Source organism: Lentzea sp. NPDC054927 (assembly GCF_053610285.1).
Genome location: NZ_JBSGXZ010000011.1, coordinates 126,643 through 141,104 on the forward strand (window position 1 = coordinate 126,643; position 14,462 = coordinate 141,104).

13 protein-coding genes are annotated in these 14,462 nt (G+C 67.5%); 8 read left to right on the forward strand and 5 right to left on the reverse strand.

Annotated elements, in window-relative coordinates; all coding sequences use genetic code 11:
- The first annotated feature begins 18 nt into the window (after positions 1-18).
- Entirely contained in the window at positions 19-1,602 is a 1,584-nt protein-coding gene (locus ACWGE0_RS18890; RefSeq protein WP_452262172.1) for a Na+/H+ antiporter, read from the forward strand.
- 15 nt (positions 1,603-1,617) lie between these two features.
- Positions 1,618-2,625 (forward strand): gamma-glutamylcyclotransferase, encoded by a 1,008-nt coding sequence (locus ACWGE0_RS18895; RefSeq protein WP_452262173.1) that lies wholly within the window; start codon positions 1,618-1,620, stop codon positions 2,623-2,625.
- A 95-nt stretch (positions 2,626-2,720) separates the two neighbouring features.
- On the opposite strand, the gene ACWGE0_RS18900 is transcribed toward ACWGE0_RS18895, so the two are convergent.
- The 4 genes from ACWGE0_RS18900 to ACWGE0_RS18915 form a co-directional block, all read right to left on the reverse strand.
- Positions 2,721-4,820: a VWA domain-containing protein gene (locus ACWGE0_RS18900; protein ID WP_452262174.1), complete on the reverse strand. Its 2,100-nt coding sequence runs from the start codon at positions 4,818-4,820 to the stop codon at positions 2,721-2,723.
- A gap of 215 nt (positions 4,821-5,035) precedes the next feature.
- Entirely contained in the window at positions 5,036-6,607 is a 1,572-nt protein-coding gene (locus ACWGE0_RS18905) for a hypothetical protein (RefSeq protein WP_452262175.1), read from the reverse strand.
- A 58-nt stretch (positions 6,608-6,665) separates the two neighbouring features.
- On the reverse strand, positions 6,666-6,899 hold the full coding sequence (locus tag ACWGE0_RS18910) for a DUF397 domain-containing protein (RefSeq protein ID WP_452262176.1): 234 nt from the start codon (positions 6,897-6,899) through the stop codon (positions 6,666-6,668).
- The gene (locus ACWGE0_RS18915; protein WP_452262177.1) at positions 6,814-7,662 is read right to left on the reverse strand and encodes a helix-turn-helix domain-containing protein; all 849 of its coding nucleotides are present in this window, start codon (positions 7,660-7,662) and stop codon (positions 6,814-6,816) included. The genes ACWGE0_RS18910 and ACWGE0_RS18915 overlap by 86 nt, the downstream gene beginning before the upstream one ends.
- Positions 7,663-7,793: 131 nt before the next feature.
- Here ACWGE0_RS18915 and ACWGE0_RS18920 point away from each other — a divergent pair, with 131 nt between their 5' ends.
- From ACWGE0_RS18920 to ACWGE0_RS18945, 6 genes are read left to right on the forward strand one after another with little or no spacing between them, the layout of a single operon-like run.
- Entirely contained in the window at positions 7,794-8,918 is a 1,125-nt protein-coding gene (locus tag ACWGE0_RS18920) for an efflux RND transporter periplasmic adaptor subunit (protein WP_452262178.1), read from the forward strand.
- The gene (locus ACWGE0_RS18925) at positions 8,915-9,625 is read left to right on the forward strand and encodes an ABC transporter ATP-binding protein (RefSeq protein ID WP_452262179.1); all 711 of its coding nucleotides are present in this window, start codon (positions 8,915-8,917) and stop codon (positions 9,623-9,625) included. The genes ACWGE0_RS18920 and ACWGE0_RS18925 overlap by 4 nt, the downstream gene beginning before the upstream one ends.
- Positions 9,622-10,812: an ABC transporter permease gene (locus ACWGE0_RS18930; RefSeq protein WP_452262180.1), complete on the forward strand. Its 1,191-nt coding sequence runs from the start codon at positions 9,622-9,624 to the stop codon at positions 10,810-10,812. The genes ACWGE0_RS18925 and ACWGE0_RS18930 overlap by 4 nt, the downstream gene beginning before the upstream one ends.
- Positions 10,813-10,823: 11 nt before the next feature.
- Positions 10,824-11,309, forward strand: a complete 486-nt coding sequence (locus ACWGE0_RS18935; protein WP_452262181.1) for a hypothetical protein — start codon at positions 10,824-10,826, stop codon at positions 11,307-11,309.
- A complete protein-coding gene (locus ACWGE0_RS18940; RefSeq protein ID WP_452262182.1) occupies positions 11,309-12,001 on the forward strand; it encodes a response regulator transcription factor in 693 nt (230 codons plus the stop codon). Before ACWGE0_RS18935 ends, ACWGE0_RS18940 begins: the two co-directional genes overlap by 1 nt.
- The gene (locus ACWGE0_RS18945; protein ID WP_452262183.1) at positions 11,998-13,248 is read left to right on the forward strand and encodes a sensor histidine kinase; all 1,251 of its coding nucleotides are present in this window, start codon (positions 11,998-12,000) and stop codon (positions 13,246-13,248) included. The genes ACWGE0_RS18940 and ACWGE0_RS18945 overlap by 4 nt, the downstream gene beginning before the upstream one ends.
- Here ACWGE0_RS18945 and ACWGE0_RS18950 read toward each other — a convergent pair.
- Positions 13,234-14,418: a YbiU family protein gene (locus tag ACWGE0_RS18950; RefSeq protein ID WP_452262184.1), complete on the reverse strand. Its 1,185-nt coding sequence runs from the start codon at positions 14,416-14,418 to the stop codon at positions 13,234-13,236. The genes ACWGE0_RS18945 and ACWGE0_RS18950 overlap by 15 nt on opposite strands.
- Between the last annotated feature and the right edge of the window lie 44 nt (positions 14,419-14,462).

Sequence of the window (14,462 nt, forward strand, 5' to 3'; positions counted from 1 at the left end):
GCCGCTTATCTTGGGCGCATGCTCGGTCTTGAACTCGTAGTGGTGCTGGGCGTGTGCATCCTGGCGAGCAGTGTCGTGTCAGGACGGTTGCGCCTCGCGGCCCCGGTGTTGCTGGTCGTGTGCGGCGCCGTGCTCGGCTTCGTACCGGCCCTGGAAGAGGTCAGCCTCCCGCCGGAGGCGATGCTGCTGATCTTCCTGCCCGCGCTGCTCTACTGGGAGAGCCTCAACACCTCGCTGCGGGAGATCCGCAGCAACCTCCGCCCGATCGTGCTGCTCAGCACGCTGCTCGTGCTCGCCACGGCCGCAGCGGTCGCGTCGGTCGCCCACGCGCTGGGCCTCGACTGGGGCCCGGCGTGGGTGCTCGGCGCGGCCCTCGCGCCCACCGACGCGACCGCCGTGTCCGCGATCGCGCGGGGCATGCCGCGCCGGACCACGACGATCCTGCGCGCGGAGTCGTTGATCAACGACGGCACCGCGCTGGTGATCTACGCGATCGCCATCGCCATCACGACCGGTGAGCAGCAGTTCAGCACCGGACGCGTCGGCCTGCAGCTGCTGCTGTCCTACGCGGGCGGCGCGGTGGCGGGCCTGGCGATCGCGTGGCTCGCCGTGCAGGTGCGCAAACGCCTCGACAGCCCGTTGCACGAGACCGTGGTCAGCATCCTGACCCCGTTCGCCGCCTTCCTGCTGGCCGAAACGGTCCACGGCTCCGGCGTGATCGCCGTGGTGACGTGCGGCCTGACGCTGGCGCGGGTCGGCCCGCGGATCGTGCCCGCCGACACCCGTCAGGTGAGCTACGCGTTCTGGGGCATCGCGACGTTCCTGCTCAACGGCGCCCTGTTCGTCCTGATCGGACTCCAGGCCCACAGCGCGATCCGGTCGCTGGACGGCGGCGAGATCCTCACCGCGTTCGGCGGCATCGGCCTGGTGGCGCTGACCGTCGCCGGGACTCGGTTGCTGTGGAGCTACACGACCCCGTACATCATCCGCGCGATCGATCGCCGTCCCCAGCAACGACTTCGGCGCGTGGGTGCTCGGCAACGGCTGGTGTCGTCGGCAGCCGGATTCCGCGGCGCTGTGTCGTTGGCGGCGGCGTTAGCGGTGCCCGAGACCGTCGTCGGCGGCGGACCTTTCCCGTTCCGCGAGGAGATCATCCTCATCACGTCCGGTGTGGTCGTGCTGACGTTGATCGTGCAGGCGCTGATGCTGCCGTCGATCATCCGGTTCTCACAGCTGCCGGAGGACACGGCGCTGGACGAGGAACTGCGGCTGGCGCAGTCGACGGCGTCCGAGGAGGCCTACGAGGCGTTGCCGCGCCTGGCGGACAAGGTCGGCGTGCGCGACGTCGTCTACAAGCGGGTGCTCGCCGAGTACGAACACCACATGGAGGTCGTGCGGGCCAAGGAAGCCGGCGACGAGGAGGTCGCGGCGTCCGAGGTCGAGTACGCGGCTCTGCGGCTGGAACTGATCTCGCACAAGCGGGCGACGGTGGTACGGCTGCGTGACGAGGCGGCGATCGACGACATCGTGTTGCGGACCATCCAGCGGCGGCTGGACATCGAGGAGGTGCGGTTGGCGCGGCGCGAGGTCGAGGAGGACTGACATAGGCTCGGTCGCATGATCGTCAGAGACCGCGTGCTGGGCAGGATCGCCGACCACCTCGCTCAACAGCGACCTGGACATCCGTTGCGCGTGGCAGTCGACGGGATCACGGCGTCCGGCAAGACAACCCTTGCCCGCGAGCTGACGGCTGCGCTGGTCGAACGTGGACGGGCAGCGGCGCACCTGTCGATGGACGGGTTCCACAACCCACGGGTGGTCCGGCATCGCTTGGGACGGGACTCCGCGGACGGGTACTACGCCGACGCCTACGACTTCGCGTCCTTTGAGCGACTGGTGCTGGAGCCGCTCGGGCCCGGAGGGGATCGGAAGTACCGGCAACGGATCATCGACCTCCGCTCGGACGCACCGATCGACGAACCGCCGATCGAAGCTCCGGCAGACCTGGTGCTCGTCGTCGACGGCAGCTTCCTGCAGCGGGAGCTCATCTGGGACGAGGTTGTCTTCGTCGACACGCCGTTCGAGGTGGCACGGGATCGTGGGACGCGCCGCGACACCGAGCTGCTCGGCGGGCTGGAGCAAGCCGAGCGGGCGTTTGACCAGCGGTATCACGCTGCCAGTCGCCGGTACCTCGACGAGGTCGGACCGGCGGACAGCGCTTCCATCGTGCTCGGGAACGCGGATGTCGCTCAGCCGGTGTTGCGGCGGATCGGCGGGCCGGCCGATGCGGTGGTGAACCTCTTCTCGTACGGGACGTTGCAGACGCCGTCGGTTCAGCGCGAGCACTTCGGCCGGGAACTGCACGGCTCACCGGAAGTGCTGCCGGGCTTCCGGCAGGACTGGGTGACGATCACCGACCCTGCCGTGATCGCGGTCAGCGGAACGGACCGGCACCCGATCGTCCGGCGCACCGGCGACCCCGCCGACACGACCGCGGGCACGGTCCTCGAGGTGACGACGGAGGAGTTGGCGGCGGCCGACGTCTACGAGGTCGACGACTACCGGCGGGCGCTCGTCCGGCTCGGGTCGGGTGCGGATGCCTGGGTGTACCTCGCCCAGCGGTGAAGATGGACGGGTGTCGGACACGTTGCCGGGCGGGTGACCGATCGCAACGAGGTCGTCGAGAACATCCTTTGCCGGCAGGACCGCTGCGGAGCTGGCTAGCTGAAGCGGTTGCGGAGGAAACCGGACCTGCTCTGGCCGAACTTGTTCATGGCGAAGATCGTGTAGCCGGTGTCTCCCCGGTCGGTCCACGCCCGGACCAGGCCGAGGTTGCTCGTCAGGCTGATCAGCTTCCGGAAAGTCATCTGGTCGTCGCGGAACTGCGGGGCCGGGACGTGGGCGTGGGCGGCACCGAGAAGGTCGACGTGCTCGGCCAGGCGACGCCTGGCCGCGTCCCTGTCGTCGTGGTAGAGGTCGTCGAGCGCGCAGAACGTGATCTCGCTGGTCCGGAGGCCGACCGCGTGCGCGAACACCGTTTCGGCGGCGATCGTCGTGTCGGGGCCGAGGTCCACGACGTGCCGGCGGTTGTCTTTGGCGACGGCGTCCACGTACTGGACCGTCGCCTTGCCGAACCCCGTCCAGCCGGCCGGTGCCCGCACTTCCAGGACGACCCAGTACGTCTCGTCGAACGCCAGATCGGGCGCGAAGATGCGGATGCCGTCGTCCTCGGTCACCAGATCGGGCAACGACTCGACGCCGATCTCGTCGCGGGCGCGGTGTTTCGCGGCTGCCACGTCGCGTTCGACGCGGGCGCGGCTGGACGGGTCGGTGATCAGGTCGTGGCCGTAGAGGTGCCACGCGGTGACGGTCGCGTCGAGCTCGATCTGCAGCTGGATGTTGATGGCGGCGAGGTGTTCGCGCCTGGCCAGATCTTCGGCGAGGTTGAGGCGCACGTCGTCCGGGTCGGTCACCAGCGTGCAGGAGCCGCCCGTGATGCCGGCCAGCGCTTCGAGCTCACGCATCCGGGCCTCCCTGCCGAACCCGAAGCAGGACAGGGTGAGGTCGCCGCGGATGCGATCGGCGATGTTGCGGCGGATGGTGATCCAGTCGTGCTCGCCGGAGTTCGGGTCGCCGTCGGAGAACAGGTACAGGCAGTTGACCATGTCCGTCCGCGAGTGCCGAGCGATCTCGTCGATGCCGTAGAGGACGCCGAGATTGATGTCCGTGCCGCCGTACGCGGACAGCCCGGCCACGACGACCTCGAACTGGGTCGTGGAGATGCCCTTCTTCGGTGTCGCCTTGAGCACCGTGCGGACCTGCGTGTCGAAGGTGACGATTCCCAGGATGTCGGTGTCGCGCAGCTGGGAGTAGAGCTCACGGAGCGCCGCCTTCACGGTGCCGAGCTTCGAACCCTCCATCGAGCCGCTGGTGTCCACCACGAACACGAAGTTCACCGGCAGAGATTCCCGGGCCGACGGTGCGCTCTGCGGAATCTCGCCGGCTCGCAAAGCCAGTTCAACGAAATGGGTGGTGTTGCTGTTGGCGCAGAAGTTTTGCTTAGTCGCACACGTGCCATAGCTGACGGCTATGGCATCAGAGGTTGCCGGCACGGGAATTCCAGAAGGATCCGACGAGATGAAATCGTCGAACCGGATCTGCGTCTGATCGATGAGAACCCCGTGATCGATCAGGTCCGCGATGCCGAGGGTGGCCTTGGTGCCGAACGCGTTGTTGCGCCGGATGAACAGGCCGCTGCGGGGAAGTGGATCCTCACCGCCGGCGCCTGACCGGAGGTCGAAAGACGGCCAGTCGGGGGCGTGGGCGTCGATGGGAACAACCCTGTCCGCGCCCGAGTCGGCGCCGATCGCCGGCGGACTGATGCCGTTCTGCCGGTCGGCCGTCGAGTCGTCGATGATCCAGATCTGTCCCGAGTGGCCGTCAAAGACCGCTCCCCCGCCATCAGTCGTCGCGTATCCGGCTGCCGGAGCAGCCGCCCTGCCACTGGGCGCCTGACCGCCCATCATGCCGGCACCCGCCCGACCAGACGCCAGGCCGGCCGCAGCCTGACCAGAACCCAACTGGCCGGCTGCCTGGCCAAAGGCTCGGCCGGACTCTGCGCGGCGAGCCGCCAAGCCAGGCGCGGCCTGCCCACGGGGAGGGTCCTGGCGGGCCTCGACGTTCTGGGTCTCCACGGCGTCGGGCTCTCGACTGGGCCGAAACCACTCCCGCTCCACAACCGGGCCCTCGTCGGCGGGCAGGTGGTCCACCGGAACCGGCAGGATCTCCAGCGTCGGACATTCCTCCTGATATTCGTCCACGCTCGTCACCGCGCGGTGCGACAACCAGATCCGAAGCCAGACGGCAGCACAAACAAGCAAAATGGCGACAACAACGAGCACCAGGATCCAGACGATGTCCATGACTTTGCCCCTGCAGACGATCCCGACGAGGTCACAAAGTAGCAGTCTCGACCACGAGCCGGTAGCCGATTCAATGCGACCTGGAATTGTCCGTGAAATGGCAACGAATTGCCCTAGGAGACCAGTGAAAGACCCCGGCGAACAGGTTCCTGAACGGTAGCGGGCTCGGCCGAAGGAATGACGACCTCCTCGCCGCCGATCTCCCGCGTGATCCACGGCCCGGACTCCACCATCACCTTCAAGGTGCGCATGTCCATCGCGTTGATGCGGCCGTAGTACCACTCGTCGGTCGCCAGCGAACCCATCCGGTCACCGAGGCGCTTCTTGATGCCCAGCACGCGCTCGAACAACGTCTTGACCAAAGCCGCACGGTCGAAGGGGCCGTCAAGGCCCGTACGGATGCGGTCCTCGATGCCGCGCGGCACGCCCTCGGAGTCCGGCATGAGCATGGTCGTCCAGGCGCGGGACTTCTCGCGGTACTGGAGCTGCTGCATGATGCCCTCGTGCTGGGCGAAGTCGGCAGCGCGGAAAGCTGAGCCGCGCCAACGCTTCTGCAGGTTCACGGCCAGCGACAGGGCGCTCTTCAGGCCCGTGTTCAGGCCGCGGCCCGGCCAGAAGTGCAGCGAGTTGGCCGCGTCGCCCAGCAGGAAGCCGAACGTCGAAGGGGCGAGCTGGGCGGTGAACTTCGACATCTGCTGCATGCCGAGCGTGAACGAGTTGATGCCCACGACATCGGCCGCGCCGACGCCGAAGAAGCGCAGGCCGTCCAGGATTCGGGGCCACAGGTAGGAAAGCTTGTCGACCGACGGCTTGAAGACGGCGCGGTGGCGGTCGCAGACGAAGCGGGTGCCGGACGGGCGCATGGTGCAGCCGAACTTGCCGATGCACGAGACCGGGCCGTTTTCGCCCAGGGCCACGATTTCGGAGGCCTCTTCGGCGGTCAGGCGCATGTTGATGAAGCCGCCGCCGAGTGAGTTGAAGAGGAACCTGTTCTGCGCCACGGTCAGCGGGACGGTGTGCTCGTCGGGGACCTTCGCGGTGACGCGGATGCCCAGGACGCGCTCGTCCAGCGGGGAACCGTCCACTGAGAACAGTTCACGGCTCGGGGTGCCGAAGTGCGACGACAGCGAGTCGCGGGTGGCGGACTTGGCGCCGTCGGCGATGGCCAGGACGTGCACGCCGTCCCAGCGGTCCGGCTTCACATACGCGGCGGGGACCACTTCGATGTTGTAGACGTCCTGGGCCATGTCCAGGAGGGCGTCCTCGATCCAGCGGATCTTGATGTTGCGCGGGCGGCCCTTGGACTCCGGGGAGTCGGGGCCCAGCGGCCACATCTCGGAGAACTTGCCCGGCGTGAAGAGGCGTTGGCGGACCTCGGAGGGCAGGGCGGCCCAGACGTTGCTCTGCAGCGTCACGACCTGCTCGCGGCGGTTGTTGCCCTCGGCCGAGCCGCGCCAGACGACTCGGTCGCCCTGGCGCATCCAGCGGCGGTCGTGGATGCGCACGGACACCTGGTCGCCCAGCATCGACTTCAGGGTGCAGGCGAACGCCAGGCCGACGGGGCCGCCGCCCGCGACGTCCACCCGCAGCGGGGTGGACTTGCGCAGCGGAAGCACCTGGGCGCCCTGGCGCGGCAGCATCACCGTTGGCCCGACCTTGCCCAGCAGCACCGTCTTCTCGTCCATGACCCGTCCCCCTCGATCCCGTTCGACGGCGGGAACACGTGCTGAGACGGGCGATGGTTCAACGGTTTTCGAGGAAGTTTTTCCACGCGGTCGAAGTGAAGGTCAGGACGCCTCCGGACGGGTTCTTCGAGTCACGGACGAGAGCGTCGGAGGCCAGCGACACCTCGACGCAGTCCCCGTCTTCCGTCGCACCGCTGTAGCTGCTCTTACGCCATACCCGTTCCTGCGTCATCGAGGTCCTCTCGCGGTCGGCCGGCGAACTCCGCCAGCTTGCTCCGCGATTGTTCCGCATCCAAGGCGACCTCAGCCAAACGGTCGAACAGCAGACGGGCCCTCACGATGGCGCCGGGATCCTGGACGAACACGTTCACCAGGTCGCCCTCGATGAACGCCACCGGCATCGCCTTGTCGAACTCCCACAGGGTGCAGTTGGCGGCGACCACAGGCGCGCCAACAGGGACCACCCGGATGAAATGCGCGCTGCGCAGCAACCTGGAGTACTGGTCCTGCATGATGCGGGCGTCCCCGACTTGCGTCTGCAGTGCGTACTCGTGGATGTAGAACAAGCAATCCGGCCGATCGTGTCGCCGCAGGAGTGACTGACGGTCGGTCCGGAGTTGCACAAGTGACGGGATTCGATCCTCGGTGACGAATCCACCCATGCGGTACCAGGCGCCGGCGTACTCGGCTGTCTGCAGGAGACCGGTGACCGACTGCGTGTCGTACCGCATGATCGTCTTGGCGGTGGACTCCGCCATGGTGAGCGTGCGCAGGTTGTCCGAGGCCTGGACGATGTACTCCTCGAACGCGTACCGGTATCGCTGCTTGAACTCCTCGAAGAAGTCGATGTCCTTGCCGCACATGGACAAGTACTGCACGAGGTCGATCTCGCTCCCCCGGTACTTGCCGGTTTCCAGGGTCGAGAGCTTGCTGGGATCCCAGCCGAGGCGGACGGCGAGCGAGGCACCGGTCAGACCGGTGCAGGTCTCGCGCAACCGGCGCAGTTCGTCGCCGAGATCCCGGCTGTACGCGGTGGATGGAGTGGTCGTGGCCATGGTTCGACGTTAGGGCTTGCTCCCCGAGCAATTAAGGTGCTCGTTCGGGTGAAAACGTACCGGCTGATCTTCAGCGCACTGCCAGGAAACTCGCAGCCGCGCCACAGCTTGGGGGACGACCATCCCTGGCCATGACTCGACGTCGCAGATCCTTGTTGATCAACGGACTGCTGGTGGTGGTGCTCCTCGGCGCCGGTGTGGCCGGCTACCTGGTGTTCTTCGGCTCCTCCGGCAGTGCCCAGCCCACCGCCGCCCGCACAGCCGCTGCCGCGAACCGCGACGTCAGCGAGACGGTGACGGCGTCCGGGACAGTGCAGAGCTCGTTCAGCGCCGCCGCGTCGTTCGGCGCCAGCGGCACGGTCACCGAGGTCAACGTCAAGGTCGGCGACGTCGTCACCAAGGGCCAGCAGCTCGCCAAGCTCGATCCGACGCAGGCTCAGCTGCAGGTCGACATCGCGCAGGGCAACCTGAACGCGGCACTGGACAAGGGCACCGGCACGACCGCGCTGCTCACGGCGTACCGGCAGACGCAGCTCGCGCTTCAGCAAGCGAAGGACAACCTCGCGGCCACCACGCTGACGGCACCAGGCGACGGCACCATCACGTCGGTCACCGGGTCCGTGGGGCAGAAGGTGGGTTCGGGCAGTTCGTCCAGCAGCACCAGTTCGACCACGAGCACGACCGCAACGACGGCGTCCGGGTTCGTGGTCGTCACGGACCTGAAGAACCTCGTGCTGCACGCGAACGTCTCCGAGTCCGACGTCAGCAAGCTCAAGGCCGACCAGGCGGCGTCCGTCACGGTCAACGCGATGTCGACGCAGCCGATCCAGGCCAAGGTCACCCAGGTCGACCTCACACCCACGACCTCGAACAACGTCGTTCAGTACGGCGTGACGCTGACGTTGACGGAACCGCCGGCGGGGCTGCGGCCCGGTCAGTCGGCGAGCGTCGAGGTCACCGTCAGCTCGGCGGCCAACGTCCTCGCGGTACCGGCGGCGGCGGTGCAGACCGTCAGCGGCGCCAGCAGCGTGCAGGTGATGGAGAACGGCGCGGAAACCCGCAAGACGGTCGAGATCGGCGTGCGCGGTGACCAGTACGTGGAGATCAAGTCCGGGCTGACCGCCGGTGAGGAAGTCGTGCTGCCGCAGGTGACGACGTCGACCAACCAGAACCGTCAGCAGCAGCCGGGCACCCTGCCCGGAACCGGCACCGGCGGCCAGCGCAACGGCGGCGGCTTCACCGGGACCGGTCGATGAGCCCGGTCATCGAGGTCAGGAACCTCCGCAAGACGTACGGCGCCGGAGACACGGCCGTACATGCGTTGCGGGGGCTCGATCTGACCGTCGAGAAGGGCGAGTATATCGCGATCATGGGCGCATCGGGGTCGGGCAAGTCGACGTTGCTCAACATCCTCGGGTGCCTCGACGTGCCGACGTCCGGCAAGTACCTGCTCGACGGGATCGACACCGGCGAGTTCGACGAGGAACAGCTTTCCTTGCTGCGCAACAGGAAGATCGGGTTCGTCTTCCAGTCCTTCAACCTGGTGCCGCGCACCACGGCACTCGCGAACGTCGAACTCCCGCTGGTGTACGCGGGAGTTCGGCGTGCCCAACGTCGTGAGCGCGCGCTTGCCGCTCTCGAACTAGTCGGTCTCGCGGACCGCACGCATCACCGGCCCAACGAGTTGTCCGGTGGACAGCAGCAGCGCGTCGCCATCGCGCGTGCGCTCGTCACGTCACCCGCGATCGTGCTTGCCGACGAACCGACCGGAAACCTCGACACCGAGTCCAGCCGCGAGGTCCTGGGCATCCTCGACCGCCTCAACGCGAGTGGGCGCACGGTCGTGTTGATCACGCACGAGGACGAGGTCGCCAGCCACGCCATGCGCACTGTTCGCGTGGTGGACGGCAGTGTTCCCACAGACGGGGTTCCTACAGGCGGGGTCGCGGGGGTGCTGGTGTGAGACTCTTCGAAATCGCCGCGTTCGCCGTGCGCGGGTTGACCGCGAACAAGATGCGTTCCGGCCTCACGACGCTGGGCATCCTGATCGGTGTCGCGTCGGTGATCCTGCTGATCGCGGTCGGCAACGGCGCGTCCAGCGCGGTGCAGCAGAGCATCGCGGGGCTCGGCACGAACATCCTGACGATCAGCCCGCAGCGCGCCCAGCCCGGCAGCACCGTCAAGCCGCTGACCACGGCGGACGCGGCGGCGCTGGTCGGCTCCGACTCCCCCGACGTCAAGTACGCGTCGCCGGTCGTGAACGCGCAGGCGACCGCGGGCTACGGCACGACGAGCTACGCGATCAGCCAGTTCATCGGCTCGGATCCGCGCTACTTCGAGACCACGAACAGCGGTGTCGCGCAAGGGAACCTGTTCTCCGACAACGACGTCCAGCAGGCGCGCAAGGTCGTCGTGATCGGCGCGACCGTGGCCACGCAGCTCTTCCCCGGCACCGATCCGGTCGGGAAGTCCATGCTGGTCAACAACATCCCGTTCACCGTCGTGGGAGTGCTGGCGGCCAAGGGTTCCAGCGGGTTGCAGGACGCCGACGACATGGCCGTGGCGCCGCTGACGACCACGCAGAACGCGTTGACCGGCTACGGCAGCCTCACGCAGATCGTCGTGCAGGCGCGATCGGCCGACGCGTTGCCGAACGCGCAGGCCCAGGTGACCACGATCCTCAACGGGCGGCACAAGGTCACCGACACCGCCGACTACCGGATCCTCAGCCAGGACCAGCTGCTCACCGCGCGGACCGCGACGACGGAGACGTTCACCGTGCTGCTCGCGTCAGTGGCTGCGATCTCGTTGCTGGTGGGCGGAATCGGCATCACGAACATCATGCTGGTCACCGTCACCGAGCGGATCCGGGAGATCGGCATCCGCAAAGCTGTTGGAGCACCGCGATCGTCGATCCTCGGCCAGTTCCTGATCGAGGCGACGCTGCTGAGCCTGTTCGGTGGCTTCCTGGGCGTCGCGGCCGGGGTGATCGGCAGCCGGTTCACCATCGCCGGCATCCAGCCCGTGCTCGTGCCGTCGTCGGTGCTGCTGGCGTTCGCGGTGTCGGCGTTGATCGGCCTGTTCTTCGGCAGCTACCCGGCTTCGCGCGCGGCGAAGCTCCGTCCCATCGAAGCCCTCAGGCACGAATAGGAGTACTTGACGTGACCAGTCCTCTCGATCAGCCGCTGGAGAACGACATCTCGGCTGAGCTGAAGGAACGCAAGGCAGGCTTCGGCAAGACCACGGTGATCCTGGGTGTCGCGGTGCTCGCCATCGTGGCGTTCGTCGGCGGGGTGTTCGTGCAGAAGTCCTTCGGTGCCAGCGAAACCCCGGCCCGCCAGAACGCGGCTGGGCGTCAGTTCAACGGCACGCCGCCGTCTGGTGCCCAGCAACGGCCCAACGGCGGGAACTTCGGGCGCGGCACCACCGGCACGATCGACCACGTCGACGGCACGACCGTGTACGTGAAGACCCAGAACGGTCAGATCGTGAAGGTGTCCACTTCGGACACCACGAAGGTGCAGATCACGTCCGACGGCAAGCTGGCCGATCTGAAGGCAGGCCAACAGGTCGTCGTGCAGGGCCAGGCGGGCTCGGACGGCACGGTGACCGGGCAGACCATCACGCAGCGGCCCGCCACCGGCTGATGCAGGATCAACGCGTGGAACGCGGCCGGTTGCTCGTCGTCGAGGACGAACCCAGCATCCGCGAGCTGCTGTGCGCCAGCCTGCGGTTCGCCGGGTTCACCGTGTCGAGCGCGGCGACCGGCGGCGAAGCGTTGCAGGCGGCGCGTTCCGAGGCGCCGGACCTGGTGCTGCTGGACGTGATGCTGCCGGACCGGGACGGGTTCGAGGTGGTGCGGCGGCTGCGTTCCGGCGGCGTGCAGGTGCCGGTGCTGTACCTGACCGCGCGGGACAGCACCGACGACCGCATCACCGGCCTGTCCATCGGCGGCGACGGGTACATCACCAAGCCGTTCAGCCTGGAGGAGGTCATCGCGCGGGTGACGGCCGTGCTGCGCCGCACCCGGCCTGGGCACGCGTTCGAGGCGTTGACCTGCGGTGATTTGTCGCTGGACGTGGAGAGCCACATCGTGCGGCGCGGGTCGCGGGTGGTGGAGCTGTCGCCGACCGAGTTCCGGTTGCTGCACTACCTGATGCGCAACAGCGGGCGTGTGTTGTCGAAGGCGCAGATACTCGATCAGGTGTGGTCGCACGACTTCGACGGGGACTTCGGGGTGGTCGAGTCGTACATCTCGTACCTGCGGCGCAAAGTGGACGCGTCCGAGCCTCGCCTGATCCACACCGTCCGCGGTCTCGGGTACATGATCCGCTCATGACGTTGCGCGTGCGGCTGGTGGTCGTGCTCGTCGCCCTGGTGGGCGCGGGTCTGTTCGGCACGTGGCTGATCGGGTCGCAGGTGATGGAGCGGTACCTGCTCGGCCAGCTCGACGCGCGGATCGACCGGGTGGCGTCCTTGCCTCGGCAGTTTCCCACGCGGGAGAACGTGATTCTTCGGTCGCCGTCCGAGGTGCTGTCCGGCACGGTTTTCGAAGGGCTGCCGGGGTACGGGCAGCTGACTGAGGGCGAGCACGTTTCGGTGGGCTCGCATCGGTTGGTGATGCGGCAGCTCGACGGCGCCGAGTTGATCGTGGCGACCGACCAGTCCGAGGTCGACAAGGCCGTCGACGACCTGCGGCTGGCGTTCCTGCTGATCAGCCTCGGCGCGTTGATTCTCGTCGGGATGGCCGGGTATGCCCTGGTCCGCGCCTCCACGCGGGCGTTGGAGGAGGTCGAACAGGTCGCCGGGGAGATCGCGGACGGTGATCTGTCTCGGCGAGTCCCTGTGCGGCGGCCCGGCTCCGAGGTCGGGCGGCTGGCTTCGGCGTTGAACACGATGCTCGGGCAGATCGAGCAGGCGTTCGCGGTCCGGATCTCGTCGGAGAACCGGATGCGACAGTTCGCCGCCGATGCTTCGCACGAGCTGCGGACGCCGTTGACGTCGATTCGGGGCTATGCCGAGCTTTACCGGCAGGGCGCCGCCACGGATGCCGCGGAGGTCCTGAAGCGGATCGAGGACCACGCCGAACGGATGGGCCTGCTCGTCGACGACCTGTTGCAGCTGGCGCGGCTCGACTCGGAGCAGCCGCTGACGTTGTCCACTGCGGACCTGGTCGTGCTGGTCACCGATGCCGTCGTCGAGGCCCGCATGCGCGAGCCGGAGCGGGCCGTCGCGTTGGAGCTGCCTGCCGAGCCGGTGCTGGTGCAGGCCGATGAGGCGCTGGTGCGGCGGATTCTGACCAACCTGCTCGACAACGCGGTGATCCACACGCCGAAGGGGTCGCCGATCGAGGTACGCCTGACCGCGGGGTCGTTCGAGGTTCGCGATCACGGACCTGGGATGAGCGCCGAGCAGGCCTCGCGCGTGTTCGAACGCTTCTACCGCGTGGACTCCGCACGTGGGCCGGGCGGAACCGGGCTGGGGCTGGCGATCGTGGCCGCCTTGGTCGCGGCACACGGCTGGAGGATCGAACTGGACACCGCGCCGGGTGAGGGCGCGGTGTTCCGGGTGCTATTCGGGGCGTGAGCGGTTGGGCCAGTCGCGCTCGTAATGCTCTTCCGGGAAGTCGCTCGGACTGGAACCGGTGGCGTATGCATGCTGTATTTCAGCTGCATACCGCTCGTTTCGCGCACACCACGGCGCGGCGGGGATGTACATGACGTTGCCCCATCCCTGCTGGTCCTGGACGGGCGCGACGCTGTGGATCATGTCGCAGTGCCACCAGACGGAGTCACCGGCGCGAACGTCCGGAATTCCCGTTAGAGCCTCTAACAACAGTGAGTGGTACTTCTCGTTGACCGGGAAGACCTGGTTGACCGTCACACCGCACATGTCGTCGTCCGGGACGTCGTCGAGCAGCGGACGCAGCATCAGGTACGCCATCGCGCCGGGGATCGGCACGGTGTGCAGGACGCCCTGGTCGTGATCCATGTCCGAGAGCGCGGTCCAGCCCTGGAACGTGCGGAACACCGAGCACATCGTGGTTCCCGGGTACTGCGGACCGGTCGTGCGGTGGGCCGCGTCCCACGGGTCGTACTGCTCGACCGTGCCGTTGAACAGGTGCCGGAACGCCTGCTGGTATTCGGTGGTCATCCAGAGGTCGAGCGTGCCGGGGTCCAGGTGCGTGCCGAGGCCGTTGGAGTTCGCACCGGGCGGACGCCTGCGGATGCGGTCCGGGTAGTGGACGTCGCGGTCCGGGTCGAACCAGCCGTCGTGCTTCCACAGGCCGTTCAGGAACTTCTGGACCGTGGCCATGCGCTCGTGTTGCCTGGCTTCGGTTTGCGCCGGCGACCAGTAGATCGGGTAGATCTCAGGCTTCGAGCCGACGCTGCCGAAGAAGTCGTCGCCAGGGCCGCGGTAGTTCTCGAAGAAGTTGTTGCTCTCGACGTAGTCCACGATGGACCCGTCCCAGGCCTGGGCCTGTTCGCGGTCGAAGTGGTTCCTGACAACCAGACAGCCGCGGCGTTGGACCAGCTCTGTCGACGCTGTTCCGGCCTCGATGTCGGCGTAGTCGATCACCGGCCAGCCCTGACCCGCCTTGACGTCGTCGACCTCCTGCCGGATCTGCTTCTCGACGACCGCGAACACCTCTTCGACGGTCCGGCCTGACGCCTCGATGTTCGCCCGGATCGCCTTCTTGATCTCACGAACGGCTTTCGGCAGGTCAGCGGGGATGGTCTCCCAGTTCGGCAGCACCTTGACTCCTTCCAGTAAGGCCTCCTTACTTGGAACCATAGGCG